Genomic DNA, 20616 nt, shown 5'->3' on the forward strand with positions numbered 1-20616 from the left:
TTCCAGTCAGCTATAATTTGCCATCGCAAGATGGTAATGCCCGCTCATTCCCTGCATATAGATGGATTATCAGTGTTTTTGCCTGATAACTGACTGCTATGGCAGATATCGCGCGTTTACCTCCGGTCATCATCAAAGGAATTCGTCGTGGTCAAAACCCTCAGTCGTCCCGTTGCCCAAGAGCCCGATCTGGCCCAGCTGGATGCCTGTCGCCAGATCATCGGTCAGCACTGTTACAGCACCCAGGAAGAGATCCGCCGCGAGCTGTCGGAGCGCGGCTTTGCCGACATCAGCCAGTCCACCATCTCCCGCCTGCTGCGCCGTCTCGGCGTTGCCAAGGCACAGAATGCCAACGGCAAGAAGGTCTACACCCTGGTCGATGAGCAGCTGGAGCCCGCCGGCAGCACCCGCTCGATCCACGACATGGTGCGCGAAGTGGTACACAACCAGCAGATGGTGCTGATCCACACCACTCCGGGGGCCGCCACCGTGGTGGCCCGCCTGCTGGATCGCAACGCCAATCCCGAGATCATGGGCGCCGTCGCGGGCAATGACGTGGTGCTGGTCGCGCCGCGCCATATCAGCCGCACCCGTCAGGCCCATGCCGCCGTGGTGCGCACGCTGGCGCAGGCCCGCTAAGCTCTCTCCCCCAAATGCACTGAGGCGACCCGCGGGTCGCCTTTTTGTTGCTTGCTACTTTGTGTCCATCACTTCTTGCGCCTATAAAAAACGGGAGCCCGCAGGCTCCCGCTTCATCTTGCTTGTCATCCCTCAGGAGAGCACGGCGCCCAGGCTCAGGCAGACCACGATCAGCACGGTCAGGATACCGAGCAACGGAGCCACCCACTTCAGCCAGCGCACATAAGGCACCTTGGCGATGGCCAGACCGCCCATGACCACGGCGGAGGTCGGGGTCACCAGGTTCACCAGACCGGAGGCAGACTGGTAAGCAGTCACCACCAGATCGCGGCCCACGTTGGCGAAGTCGGCCAGCGGCGCCATGATCGGCATGGTCAGTACGGCCAGACCGGAGGAGGACGGCACCAGGAAGGAGAGCACCACTTCCAGCACGAACATCACGTTGATAAAGACGATGGTGGAGAGGCCGGTCACGATCCCTTCTGCACTGTGCAAAATGGTGTGAGTGATCATGCCGTTATCCATCACTACCACGATACCGCGGGCGATACCGATGATCAGCGCCACACCCAGCAGGTCGCGGGCACCGTCGATAAAGTTGGAGGTCAGCTCCTCTTCGCTCATGCGGGAGATGAGACCAACGATGATGGCGGCAGCCAGGAAGACGCCGGAGATCTGCGCCATCCACCAGCCCAGCACGGCCACACCGTAGATCATCACGGCAAAGGCGGCGACGAAGATACCCAGCACGATTTTACGGGTCAGGGTGAACTCCAGCATCTGGTCGCTCTTGTTGCCAAGGAAGTGGGCACGGTTCTCTTCCCACTTGTCAGCTACCAGGGATTTGCTCGGATCGCTGCGCACCATCTTGGCGTAACGCATGACGTAGGCAACGCAGAGCAGCCAACCGGCGACCAGCATGGCGACGCGCAGCCAGATACCGTCGGTGAAGGAGATACCGGCCGCGTTGGCGGCAATCACGGTGGCAAACGGGTTGATGGTGGAACCGAGAGTACCGATACCGGCACCCAGCAATACGGTTGCCGCGGCGACCACAGGGTCGAAGCGGGCGGCCATCATCACCGGCACCAGCAGGGTGTAGAACGGCAGCGACTCTTCGGCCATGCCGTAGATGGTCCCGCCTGCGGCGAACAGCGCCATCAGGATCGGGATCATCCACTCTTCCCGGCCGCGCAGGCGGTCGGTAACACGTTCAATACCGGCATCGATGGCACCTGTCTTGGTCACAATGCCAAGAAAACCACCGATGATCAGGATAAAGAGGGAGACGTCGATGGCGCCAGCCTCATAGGTGTCGTGGTTGTAGAGGCCATCGATAGGTGCCAGCAGCACGTCGACGATCCCCTGGGGATTCCCCTCCACCAGTTTGTAGGTACCCGCCACCGGCACTTCTTTGCCGAGGGCTTCGTTCATGGTCATTTCATATTTGCCGGCCGGCACTATCCAGCTCAGGGCGGCCACCAGGGCGATCAGCACAAACAGTATCGTGTAGGCTGACGGGAACTTGAATTTGGTCATGGTCCAGCTTCCTTCTGTGGGTGTGGTATCCATGCAGGCTGCGGGTTGTAGGGTTAGAGGTATTATGCCGCTGTCACATGGTCGAAAAGCCGGGGGTCGCCCCCCGGCACCACTACTGCGACCTTAGTCGCCCAGCGTAGCAACCATCACTGCCTTGATGGTGTGCATCCGGTTTTCGGCCTCGTCGAACACGATGCTGTGCTCGGATTCGAACACGTCCTCGGTCACTTCCAGGCCTTTCATGCCATATTTGTCAGCCACTTCCTTGCCCATGGTGGTCTCGTCGTTGTGGAACGCGGGCAGGCAGTGCATGAACTTCACATCCGGGTTCTTGGTGGCATTGATGACATCCATGTTGACCTGATACGGGGTCATCAGTTTGACGCGCTGATCCCAGGCTTCTTTCGCTTCCCCCATGGATACCCAGACGTCGGTGTAGAGGAAGTCCGCACCCAGCACGCCCTCTTTCACATCTTCGGTCAGGGTGATGCGTGCGCCGGTCTCTTCGGCGATCTGGCGGCACTTGGCAACCAACTCCTCTTCCGGCCAGAAGGCTTTCGGCGCGACCAGACGGATGTCCATGCCCATTTTGGCGGCGCCGACCATCAGGGAGTTACCCATGTTGTTGCGGGCATCACCCAGGTAGGCGAACTTGATTTGATCCAGACGCTTGCCCTTGCCGTGCTCCAGCATGGTCATGAAGTCGGCCAGGATCTGGGTCGGGTGGAATTCGTTGGTCAGGCCGTTCCAGACCGGGACACCGGCGTAGGCGCCCAGCTCTTCCACGATCTCCTGACCGTAGCCGCGGTATTCGATACCGTCATACATGCGACCCAGTACACGGGCGGTGTCCTTCATGGACTCCTTGTGACCGATTTGGGAACCGCTTGGGCCAAGGTAGGAGACCTGCGCGCCCTGGTCGAAGGCCGCTACTTCAAACGCACAGCGGGTGCGGGTGGAGGTCTTCTCGAAAATCAGGGCGATGTTCTTGCCGACCAGATGCTTGCGCTCGTAGCCACCGTATTTGGCTTTCTTCAGGTCGATGGCCAGGTCGATCATGTATTGGATTTCGCGCGGGGTGAAGTCCAGCAGTTTCAGGAAGTTACGGTTACGCAGATTAAAAGCCATGATGAGTTCTCTCTATATATGTTTCAGACCAGTTCGGGCAGTAGTGTTGACTACGCATTCTCAGTACAGATATCGGTAATTACGCATGTACGGTGCGGGTGGCGACGATATTGGTGCCGGCTTCACCCTTGAGGATGGCGAGGCCATCTTCCAGCGAGCCGATGCCGACCATGCCGCCGGTCGCTTTGACAAATTCACAGGAGGCTTCGACTTTCGGCCCCATGGAACCTGCATCGAACTTGACCCCGGCCAGCTCGTCCGGGCTGGTGACTCGCAGCGGACGCTGGGTCGGTTTGCCCCAATCCAGATAGACGGCATCGGCGTCGGTCAGGATCAGCAGGGCGTCGGCCTTGATCTGCTTGGCCAGATAGGCGGCAGACATGTCCTTGTCGATGACGGCTTCGATACCGGTCAGGCTCTGGCCATCCCAGGTCACAGGGATGCCGCCACCACCGGTACAGATGATGAGGTGGCCCTGGGCAATCAGGGTTTCGATGGCGTCGCCTTCGACGATGCGCTGGGGCAGCGGGGATGGCACTACGCGGCGGAAGAACTTGCCGTCAGCCTTGACCACCCAGTGCTTCTCTTCTGCCAGGGTGCGCGCTTCAGCCTCTTCGTAGACGGGGCCGATAAATTTGGTCGGGTTGGCGAATGCCGGATCCTTGGGATCGACCTGCACCTGAGTCAGCAGCGCGGTGACGTTGCGGCTCGGCATCAGGTTTTTCAGCTCTTGGATCAGCATGTAGCCGATCATGCCCTGGGACTCGGCACCCAGCACATCCAGCGGATAGGGGGATACCTTGGTGTAGGCGCTGTTTTGCAGGGCCAGCAGACCGACTTGCGGACCGTTGCCATGCACCAGCACCACGTTGTACTCCTGAGCAATCAGGGCGATAGTCTTGGCGGCTGTGGCGATGTTCTTGCGCTGGATATCCGCTTCCAGTGGCTCACCACGACGGAGCAGTGCATTGCCACCCAGAGCGACGACGACAGTTGGTTTTTTCATAGTGGTTAATCTCGAGTTTGGTTCTGTGTGGCGCCAGCTTCTGCCAGCGCCACGCCGTCTCATCAGATGCTGTCGCGTTCCATCGGGCAGCTCATGCAGCGGGCGCCGCCGCGGCCACGGCCCAGTTCATCACCCGGGATGGAGAGGACTGTGATACCGGCTTTGTCATATTTCTCATTGGTGTAGGTATTGCGCTCGTAACCCACCACCACGCCGGGACGTACTGTCAGTACGTTGTTGGCGTCGTTCCACTGCTCGCGCTCGGCTTCGAAGCTGTCACCGCCAGTGGTGATGATCTTCAGCTGATCCACGCCCAGTGCTTTCTCGATAGCGGTGACGAAGTAACCCTCTTCCTTGATGTTCATGCCAGTAGCGCCGCCCGGAGTCAGGCTCCAGCACTGCACATCCTTGCGGATCACTTCCGGATAGACGGAGAAGGTGTCGATATCCATGTGGGTCATGACGGTATCCAGGTGCATGCAGCTGCGGTGTTTCGGCAGCTCCATAGCGATGACCTGCTTGGCCTGACCATGTTTGAACAAGCTGCGAGCCAGGTGCTCGACACCTTGCGGGGTGGTGCGCTCGGACATGCCGATCAGCACGGCGCCGCGGCCGATCACCAGTACGTCGCCACCCTCGATGGTGGAGTTGTCGTAGTCACGCTCCTCGTCACCGAAGTACTTGATGAAGTCCTGACCGGCAAACATCGGGTGCCAGCGGTAGATGGCCTTCACATGGTTGGTCTCGCGGCGACGAGCCGGCTTGGCCATCGGGTTGATGGAGACGCCACCGTAAACCCAGCAGGAGGTGTCACGGGTAAAGAGGTGGTTGGGCAGCGGCTCGATGATGAAATCGGTCGGAGCGTGCATGCCCACTACCATGTTGACGCCGCTGTAGGGCATCTCGGAGTAGGTCAGGCCGCCGGAGAGAATGCGGGCCAATTCGCGATGCGGCATGTCAGCCAGGAAGCAGCGCACGTCGTTGGCAAAAGAAGAGCCGAGGCGATAGTCGGAGACCTGATGTTGCAGCAGCCAGGTTTTGGCTTCCGGCACATCCAGGGTTTCCGCCAGCAGATTGGTCAGCAGGAAAACTTCGACATTCTGATCGCGCAGTACCTGAGCGAATTTGTCGTGCTCCTGACCGGCACGTTCAACAGACAGGACGTCATCGAACAGCAGATCCTGGCAGTTGGAAGGAGTCAGACGCTTCAGACTGAGGTTGGGGCGGTGCAACATGACACGGCGCAATTGGCCAACTTCAGAACCTACATAAAATTTGCTCATGATTATATTCCGTCTAGCAATGGTCCCTGCGAGTGATTGAATAGATTCCTTCTATTCATGCTCGTGGCTAAGGCGGGATATTCTTTATGTAGGGTAATCGGCTTGTGTTCTATCCTGCCCTTGCCTTTCGAGACCGAGGTTAGCCCTGCGAATCACAACAAACTTAGACATTGATCACATTCAATCAGAACTGAATATATTCACCATCCAATCTATGACCCCGGTAGCAAATTGCGCATTTTCCACACAAGGCAAACCGAATAACCATGCAAAACCACCCTGCTATATTTCAGATTGATTCATTTTTTATTCATGCCAGTTCACTGGAGTGATTAAATACAAATAACAAAAACCATTAAAAATCATTACCATAAATAACTTTACAAATAGAATTTGAATATTACTTCCTAGGTATTGAATACATCGCCGTGACGGGAGGAATGCGGGAGAAATAAATACTCACATCGACCACATTCACTGCATAAATCTTTTCTTGTTCCAGATCATGGCATTGATGCCAACCCCATCAGGCTCGGCCTCATAAGTCACCACCTCTTTGTGCGGTTCAACTTAATATGCACAAAGTCCGCATCAAGGTGGGCAGCCATCCTCGTCGGTCATCACAACGCCTTTTGATACTTTTTTCATTAATTGAATTTATTCGTCTCACCTTGCACTGGCGCCAACCTCGACTTAACTCAGAAAGTGATCCAGATCACACAGGAATGGCACTACCAAGGAGTTGTTATGAAGATGAAACCCATGCTGCTGCTCGCGACTTTGCTGCTCTCTGCGCTCCCCACCCTCAGTCAGGCTGAAGGAGCCCCTGCCGTGCCCATGGTGGTATGCCATGTTGACAAGGCCCCCCAGATGCTGGTGCCTGACTATGTCTGCCGCTGGCAGGGAGGCAGCGTTCATTACTAGTCGAAACAACGAGAGGAGCATCACTCCTCTCGCCTTGTGATGAGACAGGCCCCTCCTATACTGAAATCAGCGGTTTTCTCATGGATAGGGGAACGTCATGATCTTGTTGGTCGGTGGAGAGAAGGGGGGGAGTGGCAAGAGCTGCCTGGCACAAAATCTGGCGGTCTACCTCAGATCCCAATTTCAGGGGGAGGTGTTACTGGTCGACTGCGACCCGCAGCGCACCACCTCTGACTGGATTCAGGAACGCAACGACAACCCGGAGCTACCACAAATCAACTGCGTGCAGCTCTATGGCAATATTCGCAACGACCTGCTCAGCCTGAAAAACCGCTACGACTACGTCATCGTCGATTGCGGCGGGCAAGACAACCGGGCGCTGCGCTCCACCATGGCTGTCGCCACCCACGCCCTTATCCCCTTGCGCCCGAAACGCCGCGACCTCAAGACCCTGCCCCACATGGAAGATCTCATCACCACCTGCAAGATGGTCAACCCGACCCTCAATGCAGCAGTAGTGCTGACCCAGTGCCCCGCCCTGCCCAATCAGGTAAAACGCATTCTCGAAGCGAAAGAGGTTTGCTCCTCGTTCGGTGTCGACGTCCTGAACGCCATCACCTATGGCCGCAACGTCTATGACGACAGCGAAGAGAAGGGACTGTCGGTGATGGAGATCGAGCCGGATGGCAAATCCGCCGAAGAGATCCGGGCCATCGCCAAAGAGTTCCTGCAAGTGGGGGTGTGAGATGGGTCTGGCCGATCTGAAGAAAAAGCACCAGTTGCATCACCAGAAGAAGTTCACCGTCGACGAATTTATCGAAGATGCGGAGTTCTACGCCAAGGGCAAACCCAAGGTGGTCAGCCTTGAACTGGGCCTGCATCGTGACGAAGCCTTGTCGGCGCTGGCCTTTATCGAGAGCGGCGAGCACCTGAAGCCCAGCTACAAAAAAGCCACCTTCTCCATGAGCACGGTGGCCATCGACGAGCTGGGTAATCTGACCCAGCAAGATGGCATGAACAAGTCCCTGTTGCTGCGCCTCTTTACCCACTACTTCTCTTCGCTGACTCCTGAGGAGCGCCAGACCATCTATGAGCGACTCAACCAGCGCTCATAATTTCTCCATTCAGCCGCTCTTTGTGTGCCTCACCAACTCACCCCTAATGACCATCATCAGACTGCAACATCTGTTTCTGAAGCAACCAAAACGCCGTGTAAGAGATCTGCCATTCCATATGTAAGCCAACAGCCGAAAAGATCCCCGAAATAATCGGAAGATAAGATCTTAAAACATGAAGACGATAAACTTAACTAGCTGTTTATAAATGAATAAATCGAAACTCATCACTTTCGAAACAGCTAATGACAAAAACGTTTTCCAATCTGGCGTTGTAGCCGGTTAGAAAATCCTTATAGTTACTCATGCACGGACGCAATGAAGTCGGTCAGGAAGACTGGCTGCCAGGGTTGGGCAAATGGACTCACCACAGGATGTGGTAAAGGACACCTCCCGGGACGGAGAAAGTGCGACGGGACAGGATGACTCGTCAGGCCAAGATGGCTAAAGGACACCCCAAAGGATTGGGAAGGGGAAACCTAAAGGAAGAGGTAAACAGTCAGGGATTGCAGGGAGCAACTTCGTTCAAGGATCTGAGCGATACGACTACCGGGGGCGACGCAAGTCGCCCCCATCTTTTTATCTGCGTTTCACCATCACCTTGCTTGGCTCTCAATTGCTTGCCTCAGCGCAGAGACTTCTTACCAGAACCTTCCCGACCCGCTGCTTAAGCAAAAATACATATGAAAGGGGCGCCACGATAGCGCCCTTCTATGTTTTCTAATCGGCAAACAAGCTTATATCACGCGAGAGAACTGCTGCTGACGCGCCTTGTTGCGCAGGTACACGTCGAAGCACATGCAGATATTGCGGATCAGCAGCTGCCCCGTGGAGGAGACCTCCAGACCATCCTCCGTCATACGCACCAATCCATCGTTGATGAAGGTCTGCAGCAGCTTGAGATCGTCGGCAAAATACTCTCTGAAATTGAGCCCATGCGCCTGTTCGACAGCGGCAAAGTTCAGACGGAAATCACAGATGAGCCGCTTGATCACCTCACGGCGGATCAGGTCATCCTGATTGAGCGAGCAGCCTTTCCACTGGGCATGACCCAGCTCTGCAACCTGTGCGTAATACGCCTTGAGCTCTTTCTGGTTCTGGGAATAGGCATCACCGATCATGCAGATGGAGGAGACACCCAACCCCAGCAGATCACAATCACCTTGAGTGGTATAGCCCTGGAAGTTGCGGTGCAGCTTGCCCTCGCGCTGCGCCACGGCCAGCTCGTCATCGGGTTTGGCAAAATGATCCATGCCGATAAACTGGTAACCCTGACCGGTGAGGAAGGCGATGGTGTCCTGCAGCATGGCCAGTTTCTCCTGCGGCGCAGGCATATCCACCTCTTTCAACTTGCGCTGGGCGGCAAAGCGGCTCGGCAGATGGGCATAGTTGAAAATGGAGAGGCGCGCCGGATCCGTCTTGAGCACCTCTTCCAGCGTATGGTGGAAGCTGGCACGATCCTGATGCGGCAGGCCATAGATAAGGTCGAGGTTGGTCGAGCGGAAGCCAAGTTCACGGGCTCGTTCCAACATGGCTTTAATAAAGTCGTTGTCCTGCTCGCGGTTGACCGCGACCTGTACATCCTTGTTGAAGTCCTGCACCCCAAGGCTGATGCGATTGAAGCCGACATCTCGCAGCACATCCAGCATGGTAATGGCAATCTCGCGCGGATCGACCTCGATGCTGAACTCCCCCTCTTCGGCGAAATGGAAGTGCTCACGCAGCATGGCCATCAGACGGCGCGTTTGCGCTTCATCCAGATAGGTGGGTGTACCGCCACCCCAGTGCAGCTGGGTGACCAGACGGTGCTTGAAGAGCGGGGCTTGCGCCTTGATCTCCTGCTCCAGGTAGTCGAGATACTCGTCAGCCTTGTGCTGATGACGGGTAATGACCTTGTTGCAGCCGCAGTAGTAGCAGAGCTTGTGACAGAAAGGGATATGCACGTAGAGCGACAGATTACGCTCAGGATACTGGCCGGCAGCGCGGACAAAATCCGGATAGCCGAAGCTCTCGTTGAACTCCAGCGCAGTGGGATAAGAGGTGTATCGCGGGCCACTGTAGTTATATTTTTCGATCAGGGCCTGATCCCACACAATCTGTTCTGCTTGCACGCTCGCTTCCTCTCTTGTTGTTATTGTTGGCTCACCGACCTAACTGAAAATCCTTCAGCTGGGCCACATCCTTGAGGATCTGGGCCTCCAGCTCGGCCTCGTAGCCGCTGCGTTCGAGATCCATCTTCATCACTTCATTGCGCTTGAGGGCACGTCTGGCCTCATGAGTCGGCATATCTTTCACCTTCTCATACAGCCCGTACAGACCCGGGAACTCGGCAACGAATGCTCGCCCCCCCTTGATCTGCAACGCATCCAGCAGATTGGTCAGCCGAATGGCGCCTTCGGAGTAATCGCACTGCCCCTCCTGCACCGCATGGGCAATGACCCGTACGCTCTCCAGAATTCGCTCATTGCGAGCAGTTATAGCCTGCCACTGCATCGCTTGCTGCCGTCTCAGCCTGGCCAGCAGCATGCCTGCATAGATGGCCAACCCTGACAAAATCAGGCCGCCCAACAGGGCGGCCAGCATCCATCCACTCATCACTTTTTCTTCGGCTCAGGCTTGGGTTCCGGCTTGAAATCGACCTGGTTGAAACGGTCCCACAGCTCCTCTTCGGAGGCCGGTTTCTGCTCATCGAACTCGGCGTCATCACCATCATCAAACGGCAGCTCGTCATCTTCATCATCGTCGTTGTCGATGATGCCCAGCTCATCCATCAGCTCCTGATAACGGTCGACACGCTGATCAACCCAGGCCTGCTCGGCCGCTTCCAGGGTTTCACCGGCATCAAGACGATCCAGCAGATCATTCAAGCGGTCATCGTTTTCGATGGAAGCCAGCTCCTGCTCGGGCGTCATCACCAGCTTCTTCTCTTTCACCGCCTTGGGTGCTGCCGGCTTCTTCTGTTTGTCATCCACCACCAGAACTACCGGCTTGCGGGAACCGATACGCGGATCTTTGGACTGGCTGTTGCCAGACTTGTTCTTCGGCTGTTCAACTTGCTGACGAGAACCAGCCTTCAGGCCCTTTCGCTTGGCAGCCCGTTTACGCTCACGGCCTTCCTGAGCACTGACATCAGATTCTTTGCGCTTGCCAGTAGGCTTGCGAGTGGGTTGTTTGGCAGACATGAATGGCTAACTCCGAAAATAACTGGTTTGACCCGTACCCGGGATGATCTCACCCGGTGGGATACGATGCGAGGAACAGTAAGGCTGGAACAGTAGAGCAGGATCCCGCACCAATCAGGCCCAATCAGGCCACTGAACACCGCAGGATCGGTATCCTCTGGGCATGTTGCTGGTATTTTGACACAGAATGGCTGATCGGGTTAATGACCCAAAAGAAAAAAGGCAGCCGAAGCTGCCTTGATATGTTCATGCGTGCGCCATCCTGAATGGCAAAACAATCTGTTTCGTCCTCTCCGTGACAACTTGTCGCCGCATCATATCGTTGTGTGGTCATCCTGACCTTATATTGGTCGTTCCTGAATGTGCGTGTGCCTGTTTGACCCGTCTCGACCGCATCCTGCCATCGTGCCGGGGAGTCTGCATCCCGCAACCCCATCCCGCTCCGGAGATGGTCACCATCCTGATCCTTCAATCCTTTGCCAGCTCATCCGAGCCCATGGCATCCCGCCACGCCAGCCATCCTCTGCTCACAACACCCTGTCGTGAAACCGCCACCCAATCCATGGGTGAATCCATTAAACCTACTGTACCAACTCTATAAAGCGGCTCAATCCACCCAAAACATTCTCAACATGTCTAAAAATATCAATATTCATATAATTTATTGATAAATAATGATTATTTAATATTTTATGCAATTTTATGAGCCTTGGCCTGCCTTGAGAATGGGAGATCTCTTACAGAATGGGGGGATTAAACCGAGAATTATCTGAACGCCATAAAAACAACGGGGAGCCCAGGCTCCCCGTTTCAACTCAAATCGACCGTATCGACTATATCAGTGCAGACCCGCCACATATTTGGAGAGGGCTTCGATATCCTGATCCGTCAGTTTCTTGGCAACGTCCCGCATCATGCCATTCGGATCGTTGTCACGCGTCCCGGCACGGAATGCGGTGAGCTGAGCCTTGATATAGGCAGGATGCTGGCCGGACAGGTTTGGATACTTCGCCTGTTCGACACCCGAGCCACGGGGACCATGGCAAGCCGTACAAGCTGCCAGACCGCGACTCATGTCACCACCCATATAGAGTGCCTTGCCCGCTTCGACCACGTCGTCAGGGACAGCGATAGGGGTAACCTTCAGGCTGGAGAAATAAGCCGCCAGGTCATCCATGTCCTGTTCCGACAAAGGTAACGCCATCGGCCCCATCACTGGCGCAACCCGGCCAATTTGACCAGAAGCGGCAGCCTTCAGTTCAACTAACTGCTTTTTGATATATGATGCGTGCTGACCAGCAATTTTGGGGTACATATCAACCAGGCTGTTTCCGTCCGGTCCATGACAAGCCGCACAAACGGCAGCCTTGGTCTGTCCCGCAGCGGCATCGCCCTTGGCTTGTGCCATCCCCGTTACGCCAACCATCAGAGCAAGAGTAATGACTAGGTTCTTCATGGCGTTCCAACTTTTCGTTATTAGGCTTCCAGATCCCATGCCGCTGAAGGCATGTTAAAATAAACGCGTTTAAGCGACGCTATTTTACACCATTTTACAAAAAAGTAACTCTACAACCCTCTATCTCCATGGGGAATTTACGTTGGATACACAAACTCTGAATTTCAATAAGGTGCATTTTGTGACCAGCGCACCCGACATCCGTCACCTGCCAAATGATGGGGGTGTCGAGATCGCGTTTGCCGGCCGTTCCAACGCCGGTAAGTCATCTGCATTGAACACCTTAACCAAACACAAGAACCTAGCGCGCACCAGTAAGACACCCGGTCGTACCCAGCTGATCAACCTGTTTGAGCTGGAACCGGGCAAGCGTCTGGTCGACTTGCCGGGTTATGGTTATGCGCAAGTTCCACTGGAAATGAAGCTCAAGTGGCAAAAGTCACTGGCAGAGTATCTGCAGCGCCGTGAGTCATTGAAAGGCCTGGTGATCCTGATGGACATCCGCCACCCGCTCAAAGATACCGACATGAACATGCTGGAGTGGAGCTCGCACCGTCAGTTGCCCGTCATGCTGCTGCTGACCAAGGCTGACAAATTGAGCCCCGGCCCGCGCAACAACCAGGTGATCAAGGTGCGCCAGGCCGTTGCCAACCTCGGTTCCCAGATCCAGGTCGAAGCATTCTCCTCTCTCACCAATATCGGTGTGGAGAAGCTGGCGAAAACCCTGACCGAATGGTACGTCAGTGGTGACGATACCGACCTGCTGAACGCTGACGAACAGCAACCTGCCGAGGAGTAATCTACTCCTCGCTCTCCTTGCAATTGGCGGAGCACTCCTCCGCTGATTGAAAGGGTTTCAGATTGTCGCTTTCACCTGCCTCACGACAAACACCCCGTATTCAGCTCCCTTGCTATATCCATTACCGCTTACAGTTCATATAGATAGGCAGTTAATTCACATAAATAATTAACTTAAGTAGGCGTTGATAGCGTTTTCAAATTCGTTCTTTCAAAACGAACAATAATTACAAAAAGAGACAAAAATGAAATTTAATTACAAAACCTAACCGAAAGGGATAAAAATGAGGCCGGACGACAGTGATGCCATCCAGCCTGAAATAATAAGTTCAAAAAATTGGGAAGAAGCTGAATCTTGAGTACCAGACGACAGGTATTCCTCAAGAAGCAGCCTCATTCTATCAAATGCATCGCCAATTTAAAGCATTTACTCTAAATGGCACGCATAAAAAAACACCCCGACGAGAACCTCATCGGGGCAGCTATTCAGCCACATTCAATTACGTGAAATAAAAGGTCTGAAAGATAGAACATCTTACCTCTGTACCCTACGCAGACAACTGTACAGCAAAGCAGCAGAAAGTGAAAGTAATTTATGTAATTTAGTTTCACAACTTACAGATTAATAAAAAACCTTTTACTTTCATGTAGATAAAAAAATCCCCAGTACGAATACCGGGGAGTTATAAAGGTGACTAGCTAGCACTTCCTCAACTATCTAGTTAGTCAGCGCCATTTCAAAGTAGTTCCGCTACAAAACAAAAAAACTTTGAAAAATCAGAGATAGATAGCACCATCTTCAGCAAACTCTTGTTCTTCAATGAGTTTTTCAGCCATCTCTTCAATATCAAAACGTACACTTTCGAAGGCTCTGACGATGTCATCCTCTCTCGTCAGCGCCAGACCTGTCATTCTCTCCAGCCGCCGCTGGCTAATGTAACAATCAATCAGCGCCCCCATCTGCTGGGCAGGAAAACGCACCCGCTGTTCGTCAGCCTGCCACTCCATCAGGTCGGGAAACAGAATACCCTGGTTCATATCACCCCCAAGTTACGCTTCAACTCTCTCAATACCTGTTTAGTCCCGGGACGAATTCCGCGCCACACGGTAAACGCTTCGGCGGCCTGTTCCACCAGCATGCCGAGTCCATCCATGGTTTGACGGGCCCCATGCTGTTTGGCCCAACTGATAAACGCCGTATCCGAGGCGCCATACATCATGTCGTAGATGGCAATATCAGCGTGGATCAGGGCAGGGGCCAACGACGGCAGCTCTCCTTGCAGGCTGGCGGAGGTAGAGTTGATGACGAGATCGAATGGCCCTGCCAACTGCTCATAGGTCTGAGCAGTCACAGGCCCCAGATCGTGGAATTCGGCAGCCAACTGTTGCGCTTTTGTGTGGGTACGGTTGGCGATCACCAGCTCGCTCGGCAACTCAGCCAGCAGCGGCGCCAATGCACCGCGAGCAGCGCCACCGGCACCCAGCAGCAGGATCCGGCTATCCGCCAGCGTCACACCATGGGACTTGAGATCGGCGACCAGACCGGCGCCATCGGTATTATCCCCCAGCAACACACCATCATCGGTCAGCTTGATGGTATTAACCGCGCCCGCCCGCTTGGCCCTCGGGCTCAAGCAATCGACCAGAGTGAATGCCTGCTCCTTGAAGGGAACGGTGACATTGCATCCCTTGCCCCCTTGGTCAAAGAAGGTGCGCAGGGCTTGGGCAAACTCGTCGACGTCAGGTTCAGCCAGACCATACTCCAGCTCTTGCTGAGTTTGTCTGGCAAACAGGGTATGAATGAAGGGGGACTTGCTGTGGCGCACCGGGTGGCCAAAAACCAGATAACGATCCATCAAAGAGTTCCATCAGAAGGCAATATTCCGATTTAACGGGTTTTCGCACTCGGGAACAAGCCGAATAACGGCCAGTAAAAAGGGACCATCATGGTCCCTCAGGTCACAGCCATTCTCGCGGCGTGAGGTAATCGGTGTAGAGCAAGGCTTCAGGAGTGCCCGCCTGTGGCTGCCAGTCATACTCCCAACGTGCCAGCGGTGGCATCGACATCAGGATCGACTCGGTACGTCCGCCGGTCTGCAACCCGAACAGGGTGCCCCGGTCATACACCAGATTGAACTCCACATAACGGCCGCGACGATAGAGCTGGAACTCCCGCTCCCGCTCGCCATAGGGCAGCGCCTTGCGTCGTTCGATGATCGGCAGGTAGGCATCGAGATAACCCCGACCTACCGCCTGCATAAAGGCAAAGCAGTCGGCAAAAGGCCAGCGATTCAGATCGTCGAAGAAGAGACCGCCCACCCCCCGCGTCTCATTGCGGTGCTTGAGGAAGAAGTAGCGATCGCACCAGGATTTGAACTCGGGGTAGATCTCATCACCAAAGGGCTGGCAGAGATCACGGGAGACCTGATGCCAATGCTGGACATCCTTGGCAAACGGGTAGAAGGGCGTCAAATCGAAGCCACCGCCAAACCACCAAATGGGATCTTCGCCTTCCTTCTCGGCAATGAAGAAACGGACATTGGCGTGGCTGGTCGGCACATAGGGGTTGTGCGGATGGATCACCAGCGACACGCCCATCGCCTCGAACTTGCGACCGGCCAACTCTGGCCGATGGGCTGTAGCAGAGGCAGGCATGGCATCGCCATAGACATGGGAGAAGTTGACGCCCCCCTGCTCGATCACCGCACCGTGGCGCAGCACACGGGTGCGACCACCGCCACCGCCTTCACGGCTCCAGGCATCTTCCACAAAGTGTCCACTGCCATCGGCCTGCTCCAGACCACGGCAGATCTCGTCCTGCAACTGCAACAGGAAGGCCTTGACCTGGGCCACATCCGGTTTGCTCATCTTGTCTCCAGTCAGGCAGGATCGTGAATGCCCTGTCCATTTTTATAGTTAAATCAATCCGATGAGCTCACCGCTCAGCGGATTGATGGCAAATCATGACGTATCCGCCTGCTCAGGAGGGGCGAATAATGGCGCCGGTTCTGGCGTCCTTGATCTCGGAGGGGTTGGCTTGACCACCCACTTCACCGGGCAGGATATAGGCCAACTTGCTTGCCAGCCGCTCACCAATATCGGCCACCCGACGGGCAGGCTCCTCACCGGTCAGGTTGGCGCTGGTAGAGACCAGCGGCTTGCCAAAGGCACGGCACAACGCCTGCACCTGAGGATGAGCCGTCACGCGTACCGCGAGGGTCTCGAACTGCCCGGTCAGCCAGGCCGGCGTCGTTGCACGGGCAGGCATGATCCAGGTAAAGGGGCCGGGCCAGCTGGCTTCAACCAGAGCCAATTGCTCACCGCTAAGTTGGCTCAGATCGATGTAATCCTGCAATTGCTCTACGTCGGCAGCAATCAGGATCAACCCCTTCTCAACCGGACGCTGTTTGATGGCCAGCAGTCGCTGCACCGCCACTTCGGAGTCGGGATCACATCCCAGACCAAACACGGCCTCGGTCGCATAGGCAATCACCCCTTCCTGCTGGAGGGCGGCAACTGCCTGTTCAAATTCATTTGGCATAGGAAAAATGCGGCAGCCTGGCTGCCGCCTCGTCACTTAGTAGCAAGTTGAATCCGTATGGCGGCGACCATGGCAAAGTGACGTGTTGCTGTTGCACAGGAAAAATACGACACATCCGGATCGCCACCCGTTCACTTACTTGAGTTGAGCCTGCAGGGCGGCATCCTTGGCCATCACCTCTTCGGCATTCTTCTGGCGTTCGGCCCGAACCTTGGCCGCCAGTTCATCATCGGCTACTGCCAGCATCTGGGCTGCCAGATAACCTGCGTTCTTGGCACCGGCTTTGCCGATCGCCACGGTCGCCACCGGTACACCACCCGGCATCTGCACGGTGGAGAGCAGCGCATCCAGCCCCTTGAGCGGGCCACCATCGATGGGTACCCCGATCACAGGACGAGTCGTGATGCCGGCTACGGCACCCGCCAGATGCGCTGCCAGACCGGCAGCACAGATAAAGACCTTGCAGCCACGGGCCTCGGCATCGGTCACATACTGATGAGTCGCAGCCGGCGTGCGGTGCGCGGAGGTGACTTTGACTTCCACTGCGATATCAAATGACTTGAGCACCTCGAGGGTGGTCTGCATCACGGGGAAATCAGAATCAGAGCCCATCAATACGGCAACAAAGGGTTTATTCATGGTGGGAATTTCCTTACTCCAAGTGGGGGGTTGAAGTTCACCGAAAACGTTTCAATCCGGTTGCGGCGGCGGGATTATACCTGCTCACTTTGGTGGCCGCATTTCTTTTGCGGACAGACCCAACGCAGAGTTCCCCTCACTTTTTTCTCGATCATGATGCCCCAGCCACACGCGGGACAAGGCATGGGGATCGGCTTGTCGTTCACCACATATTTGCAATGGGGATAGCCATCACAGGAGTAAAACTGCTTGCCGTAGCGGGAGGTACGGCTCACCAGATGCCCCTTGCCGCACTCGGGGCAGAGGATCTGGGTATCATCGCTCTCCTGCAGGGATTCGATATGCTGGCAGGCCGGATACTGGGTACAACCGACAAAGAGACCGTAACGCCCCTTCTTGATCGCCAGCGGCTCTCCGCAATCGGGACAAGCAGAGCCTTCGAGCACCTTTTCGATGTCGCGGCCGGATGGCGTCAGGGAGCGGACGTAATCACAGGCAGGATAGGCAGAACAGCCAAGAAAGGGGCCATGTTTGCCCTGGCGGATCACCAGCTCGGCCCCGCACTGCGGGCACGGCTCGCGCTCGAAGGCATGTTCGTGGGCTGAAAAGAGGTGATGATCGATTTTTGACATGGGCCGCGCCTTGAAATCCAGATGGCCTGAATTCTACCAGCGCGGCACCGGACTGTCAGTGAATGACGCCGTCTGACTCATCAAACACCAGCTCTTCCATCTGCTGGTAGGCATTTTCACTGCCCGGTACGTTGAACAGCACCATCATGACGACCCACTTCAGGTCATCCAGCTCGATATCCGGCTTGTCCAGCTCGAGCAGGCGCTCGATACAGATCTCGCGGGTTTCGGCATTCAGCACTTGAGCCTGTTCCAGAAAGAGCAGGAAGCCGCGGCACTCGGTGCTGAGCCGCGCCAGCTCTTGCGGAGCATAGATACGCATCGAGCCTTGTGCGCTGGCGGTAACATAGACCTCCCGCTCGCTATCGTGCAGATTGGCCAGTCGCTCCAGCCAGTCGAGCGCCTTGTCGATCTCTTCTTTATCGAAACCGGCCCGGCTCAACTCGTCGGTGAGCTCATCCTGCTCGACCATCACATCTGCATCGCTGTGGATGTAGGTCTCGAAAAGGTACATCAATACATCAAACATGATTCGCCCTCCTCGCTCTGACGTATCCACCGGCTACCGCCATCACTGCACCGGCCAGCTCCAGCTCTACCAACCTGCCCAATACCACTTCGACAGGAAGCTGGGCCCGCTCGGCAACGGTATCCACGCTCGTGGTCTCATAATCTACGTTATCCAACAAATCGGCATAAGGCAATTCGCTATTATGCGGTTGCTCAGATGGTATGACCGACGAATGTGGCCGTGCGACCCACTCTGGCAGCTCTTCCACTATATCGACCGCACTCAGCACAAGTTTGGCCCCCTGCTGAATTAATCTGTTGCACCCTATCGCCTGGGCATTTTGCGGGGCGCCGGGTACCGCAAACACTTCGCGCCCCTGTTCAAGCGCATAGCGAGCGGTGATCAGCGAACCGCTCTGCTCGGTCGCCTCCACCACCAGAGTTCCCAGCGACAGACCACTGATAATACGGTTGCGACGAGGAAAATGTTCAGCCAGCGGTCCTTTATCCGGCGCCAGCTCGGAGATAAGCAAACCACCGCTCTCCAGAATCTGGCCTGCCAGCCCCTGGTGGCGTTTGGGGTAGAGGCAATCCAGCCCGGAACCCAACACGGCAAGGGTGATACCGCCACCAGCCAGCGCTTGCTGATGGCAGACACCATCGATACCGAGCGCAAGGCCCGAGGTGATGGCCAGCCCGCATCCAACCAGCTCGCTACAAAGGCGGGAGGCATTATCTTTGCCTACATAGGTCGGATGGCGTGTCCCCACCATTGCCAGCTGGGGTCGCGATAGCGCAGCAAGATCGCCACGACAGTAGAGCAACAGGGGGGCCGCGGGAATTTCTCGCAACAAGGGTGGATAAATCGGGTGATCTTGCGGAATAAGGAGATTGTCAGGCAAAGCGGCCCAAGCCAGGCTCTGCTCAACCACTGGCGAGGGCCAGCGCAGTTGTTTGATCTGCTCTGACGATAACCCCATACCATGCAGTTGCGCTTCATCGCTCTGGAACAGGGTCTCAATACTTCCCCCGGCCCGCTCCAACAGACGTGCAGCGGTCACCGGACCGATACCGGTGACCGCATCGAGAGTTAGCCAGAGCGCCAGACGCGCGTCGGGGTAGTTCACGTCAGAAGTGAGTGACCTGATAGCCCGCACTCACCATGTCGTTACTCTGCATGATGAGACCGTAACTCAGCTTGTCATACACCTTGAACAACATGACACGGGCAATCGCTTCAGAGGGCAGTGGTGCCTTCTTGTTACTGCTGTAAAACACCCGGTTAAAAACCGACGAGAGTTCCTTGTACTGTACATCGCCATTCTTGGTGACCAGAGCAGCACCGGGCCGTCTGACATCCAGTACATCCCCGGCGACCAATTGATCGCGGCCACCCCGGTTGATCAGCACCACATCAAACTTGCCACCGCCCCGGGTCTTATTCGGCAAATCGATGATATAGCCCGGCGTGATGGCAGGTGCCGCTTTCGGTGTGAAGACGGCGGGCATGTTCTCCTGAGCGGGCAGCGGCATCACCTTGTCGCCCTGCAGCACTTCGCGCTGGTTATGAGTCAGAGTCACCTCGGTCCGATCGCCATCAAGACGCGCCACGGCCCGCACCACACCGGCAAAGATCGCCTCCTGGCCCAGCAGTTCACCGGTTTCGCGATCCTTGTAGACCACTCCGGGGTGATAAATGCCATAGACCTGCCCCGGTGTCAGGGAGCCCTGTACATAGAGGGTGTCCCCCTCCAGCATGCCGATATGTTTCTGATCCGACCCCAGCAGATACGGCAAGGTTTTCTGCTGCTGGTTGTCAGCCAGAATATGGTCGGTTTGCAGGAAGGGGCCTATCTCGCTGATAGGCAGGGTCGGAATGGGGTTGGCTTTGTTCTCGTAACGGGTTTTCGGGCCGAGACGGATGACTTGCTTGCCACCGTGCATCGCCTTGCCGAGCCGGGGTTCACCATTGACCCAGCTCAGATGCAGTACATCACCGGGGTATATCCAGTGAGGGTTGGCAATCTGCGGATTGATATTCCAGAGACGGGGCCAGAGCCAGGGTTCGGAAAGATACTTGCCGGAGATATCCCACAGGGTGTCGCCTTTTTGCACTACATAGCTTTCGGGGTAACCCGCTTTCAGCCTCAGCTGATCGGCCACTGCTGCCTGACTCACGGTCACCAGCAGGCAGGCGAGGATGGTTTGCTTCAGATACATAACA

General features: G+C 55.8%; 22 protein-coding genes. 5 read left to right on the top strand and 17 right to left on the bottom strand.

The window, feature by feature from the left end; genetic code table 11:
- Positions 1 to 147: 147 nt before the first annotated feature.
- Positions 148 to 639, top strand: coding sequence for an arginine repressor (locus tag AB5Y71_RS05065; protein WP_005339728.1), 492 nt, complete (start codon positions 148 to 150; stop codon positions 637 to 639).
- A 132-nt stretch (positions 640 to 771) separates the two neighbouring features.
- Here AB5Y71_RS05065 and AB5Y71_RS05070 read toward each other — a convergent pair whose 3' ends face one another.
- From AB5Y71_RS05070 to arcA, 4 genes are all read right to left on the bottom strand, one after another.
- Entirely contained in the window at positions 772 to 2178 is a 1407-nt protein-coding gene (locus AB5Y71_RS05070) for a YfcC family protein (RefSeq protein ID WP_005339725.1), read from the bottom strand.
- Positions 2179 to 2301: 123 nt separating this feature from the next.
- Positions 2302 to 3306: an ornithine carbamoyltransferase gene (argF, locus tag AB5Y71_RS05075; RefSeq protein ID WP_021231476.1), complete on the bottom strand. Its 1005-nt coding sequence runs from the start codon at positions 3304 to 3306 to the stop codon at positions 2302 to 2304.
- 79 nt (positions 3307 to 3385) lie between these two features.
- The gene (gene arcC, locus AB5Y71_RS05080; protein ID WP_005339719.1) at positions 3386 to 4312 is read right to left on the bottom strand and encodes a carbamate kinase; all 927 of its coding nucleotides are present in this window, start codon (positions 4310 to 4312) and stop codon (positions 3386 to 3388) included.
- 62 nt (positions 4313 to 4374) lie between these two features.
- Positions 4375 to 5595 carry an arginine deiminase gene (gene arcA / locus AB5Y71_RS05085; protein ID WP_005339718.1) on the bottom strand — a complete coding sequence of 407 codons (1221 nt, stop codon included), beginning with the start codon at positions 5593 to 5595 and terminating at the stop codon, positions 4375 to 4377.
- 747 nt (positions 5596 to 6342) lie between these two features.
- On the opposite strand from arcA, the gene AB5Y71_RS05090 reads away from it, so the two are divergent.
- The 3 genes from AB5Y71_RS05090 to AB5Y71_RS05100 all read left to right on the top strand — a co-directional run bounded on the left by AB5Y71_RS05090 (position 6343) and on the right by AB5Y71_RS05100 (position 7634).
- The gene (locus AB5Y71_RS05090; RefSeq protein WP_368171130.1) at positions 6343 to 6519 is read left to right on the top strand and encodes a hypothetical protein; all 177 of its coding nucleotides are present in this window, start codon (positions 6343 to 6345) and stop codon (positions 6517 to 6519) included.
- A gap of 97 nt (positions 6520 to 6616) precedes the next feature.
- Positions 6617 to 7264: an AAA family ATPase gene (locus tag AB5Y71_RS05095; RefSeq protein ID WP_005339716.1), complete on the top strand. Its 648-nt coding sequence runs from the start codon at positions 6617 to 6619 to the stop codon at positions 7262 to 7264.
- Between the two features lies 1 nt (position 7265).
- Positions 7266 to 7634 carry a hypothetical protein gene (locus AB5Y71_RS05100; protein ID WP_005339715.1) on the top strand — a complete coding sequence of 123 codons (369 nt, stop codon included), beginning with the start codon at positions 7266 to 7268 and terminating at the stop codon, positions 7632 to 7634.
- Between the two features lie 737 nt (positions 7635 to 8371).
- Here the strand turns inward: AB5Y71_RS05100 and hemN are convergent.
- From hemN to AB5Y71_RS05120, 4 genes are all read right to left on the bottom strand, one after another.
- Positions 8372 to 9745, bottom strand: a complete 1374-nt coding sequence (gene hemN, locus AB5Y71_RS05105; RefSeq protein WP_368171131.1) for an oxygen-independent coproporphyrinogen III oxidase — start codon at positions 9743 to 9745, stop codon at positions 8372 to 8374.
- Between the two features lie 31 nt (positions 9746 to 9776).
- A complete protein-coding gene (locus AB5Y71_RS05110; RefSeq protein WP_005339712.1) occupies positions 9777 to 10217 on the bottom strand; it encodes a DUF2489 domain-containing protein in 441 nt (146 codons plus the stop codon).
- An 11-nt stretch (positions 10218 to 10228) separates the two neighbouring features.
- Positions 10229 to 10816 (bottom strand): Der GTPase-activating protein YihI, encoded by a 588-nt coding sequence (gene yihI, locus AB5Y71_RS05115; protein ID WP_019445784.1) that lies wholly within the window; start codon positions 10814 to 10816, stop codon positions 10229 to 10231.
- An 838-nt stretch (positions 10817 to 11654) separates the two neighbouring features.
- Entirely contained in the window at positions 11655 to 12272 is a 618-nt protein-coding gene (locus tag AB5Y71_RS05120) for a cytochrome c (protein WP_005339710.1), read from the bottom strand.
- 142 nt (positions 12273 to 12414) lie between these two features.
- On the opposite strand from AB5Y71_RS05120, the gene yihA reads away from it, so the two are divergent.
- Positions 12415 to 13071 (top strand): ribosome biogenesis GTP-binding protein YihA/YsxC, encoded by a 657-nt coding sequence (gene yihA / locus AB5Y71_RS05125; protein ID WP_064337553.1) that lies wholly within the window; start codon positions 12415 to 12417, stop codon positions 13069 to 13071.
- 776 nt (positions 13072 to 13847) lie between these two features.
- Here the strand turns inward: yihA and AB5Y71_RS05130 are convergent.
- The 9 genes from AB5Y71_RS05130 to AB5Y71_RS05170 form a co-directional block, all read right to left on the bottom strand.
- On the bottom strand, positions 13848 to 14108 hold the full coding sequence (locus tag AB5Y71_RS05130) for a DUF1488 domain-containing protein (protein WP_227095651.1): 261 nt from the start codon (positions 14106 to 14108) through the stop codon (positions 13848 to 13850).
- Positions 14105 to 14926 carry a shikimate dehydrogenase gene (aroE, locus tag AB5Y71_RS05135; protein WP_139412105.1) on the bottom strand — a complete coding sequence of 274 codons (822 nt, stop codon included), beginning with the start codon at positions 14924 to 14926 and terminating at the stop codon, positions 14105 to 14107. The genes AB5Y71_RS05130 and aroE overlap by 4 nt, the downstream gene beginning before the upstream one ends.
- Before the next feature lie 103 nt (positions 14927 to 15029).
- A complete protein-coding gene (gene hemF / locus AB5Y71_RS05140; protein WP_236322632.1) occupies positions 15030 to 15938 on the bottom strand; it encodes an oxygen-dependent coproporphyrinogen oxidase in 909 nt (302 codons plus the stop codon).
- Between the two features lie 112 nt (positions 15939 to 16050).
- Complete coding sequence (locus AB5Y71_RS05145) at positions 16051 to 16611, bottom strand: L-threonylcarbamoyladenylate synthase (protein WP_110304141.1); 561 nt, start codon at positions 16609 to 16611, stop codon at positions 16051 to 16053.
- Positions 16612 to 16746: 135 nt separating this feature from the next.
- A complete protein-coding gene (gene purE, locus AB5Y71_RS05150) occupies positions 16747 to 17250 on the bottom strand; it encodes a 5-(carboxyamino)imidazole ribonucleotide mutase (RefSeq protein WP_005339704.1) in 504 nt (167 codons plus the stop codon).
- 74 nt (positions 17251 to 17324) lie between these two features.
- Positions 17325 to 17882 (bottom strand): topoisomerase DNA-binding C4 zinc finger domain-containing protein, encoded by a 558-nt coding sequence (locus AB5Y71_RS05155; RefSeq protein WP_368171132.1) that lies wholly within the window; start codon positions 17880 to 17882, stop codon positions 17325 to 17327.
- Between the two features lie 55 nt (positions 17883 to 17937).
- Positions 17938 to 18411 carry a DUF494 family protein gene (locus AB5Y71_RS05160; protein ID WP_005339699.1) on the bottom strand — a complete coding sequence of 158 codons (474 nt, stop codon included), beginning with the start codon at positions 18409 to 18411 and terminating at the stop codon, positions 17938 to 17940.
- Positions 18404 to 19519, bottom strand: a complete 1116-nt coding sequence (gene dprA / locus AB5Y71_RS05165) for a DNA-processing protein DprA (protein WP_368171133.1) — start codon at positions 19517 to 19519, stop codon at positions 18404 to 18406. Before dprA ends, AB5Y71_RS05160 begins: the two co-directional genes overlap by 8 nt.
- Position 19520: 1 nt before the next feature.
- Positions 19521 to 20612, bottom strand: a complete 1092-nt coding sequence (locus AB5Y71_RS05170) for a LysM peptidoglycan-binding domain-containing protein (protein ID WP_167557389.1) — start codon at positions 20610 to 20612, stop codon at positions 19521 to 19523.
- Positions 20613 to 20616: the final 4 nt, after the last annotated feature.

This window comes from Aeromonas sp. R9-2, from assembly GCF_040908025.1.
Lineage (GTDB): Bacteria > Pseudomonadota > Gammaproteobacteria > Enterobacterales > Aeromonadaceae > Aeromonas > Aeromonas veronii.

Coding starts and splice junctions, on each gene's coding strand:
- AB5Y71_RS05070 (WP_005339725.1), bottom strand. CDS start 2,178: ATGACCAAATTCAAGTTCCCGTCAGCCTACACGATACTGTTTGTGCTG.
- argF (WP_021231476.1), bottom strand. CDS start 3,306: ATGGCTTTTAATCTGCGTAACCGTAACTTCCTGAAACTGCTGGACTTC.
- arcC (WP_005339719.1), bottom strand. CDS start 4,312: ATGAAAAAACCAACTGTCGTCGTCGCTCTGGGTGGCAATGCACTGCTC.
- arcA (WP_005339718.1), bottom strand. CDS start 5,595: ATGAGCAAATTTTATGTAGGTTCTGAAGTTGGCCAATTGCGCCGTGTC.
- AB5Y71_RS05090 (WP_368171130.1), top strand. CDS start 6,343: ATGAAGATGAAACCCATGCTGCTGCTCGCGACTTTGCTGCTCTCTGCG.
- AB5Y71_RS05095 (WP_005339716.1), top strand. CDS start 6,617: ATGATCTTGTTGGTCGGTGGAGAGAAGGGGGGGAGTGGCAAGAGCTGC.
- AB5Y71_RS05100 (WP_005339715.1), top strand. CDS start 7,266: ATGGGTCTGGCCGATCTGAAGAAAAAGCACCAGTTGCATCACCAGAAG.
- AB5Y71_RS05110 (WP_005339712.1), bottom strand. CDS start 10,217: ATGCTGGCCGCCCTGTTGGGCGGCCTGATTTTGTCAGGGTTGGCCATC.
- yihI (WP_019445784.1), bottom strand. CDS start 10,816: ATGTCTGCCAAACAACCCACTCGCAAGCCTACTGGCAAGCGCAAAGAA.
- AB5Y71_RS05120 (WP_005339710.1), bottom strand. CDS start 12,272: ATGAAGAACCTAGTCATTACTCTTGCTCTGATGGTTGGCGTAACGGGG.
- AB5Y71_RS05130 (WP_227095651.1), bottom strand. CDS start 14,108: ATGAACCAGGGTATTCTGTTTCCCGACCTGATGGAGTGGCAGGCTGAC.
- aroE (WP_139412105.1), bottom strand. CDS start 14,926: ATGGATCGTTATCTGGTTTTTGGCCACCCGGTGCGCCACAGCAAGTCC.
- hemF (WP_236322632.1), bottom strand. CDS start 15,938: ATGAGCAAACCGGATGTGGCCCAGGTCAAGGCCTTCCTGTTGCAGTTG.
- AB5Y71_RS05145 (WP_110304141.1), bottom strand. CDS start 16,611: ATGCCAAATGAATTTGAACAGGCAGTTGCCGCCCTCCAGCAGGAAGGG.
- purE (WP_005339704.1), bottom strand. CDS start 17,250: ATGAATAAACCCTTTGTTGCCGTATTGATGGGCTCTGATTCTGATTTC.
- AB5Y71_RS05155 (WP_368171132.1), bottom strand. CDS start 17,882: ATGTCAAAAATCGATCATCACCTCTTTTCAGCCCACGAACATGCCTTC.
- AB5Y71_RS05160 (WP_005339699.1), bottom strand. CDS start 18,411: ATGTTTGATGTATTGATGTACCTTTTCGAGACCTACATCCACAGCGAT.
- AB5Y71_RS05170 (WP_167557389.1), bottom strand. CDS start 20,612: ATGTATCTGAAGCAAACCATCCTCGCCTGCCTGCTGGTGACCGTGAGT.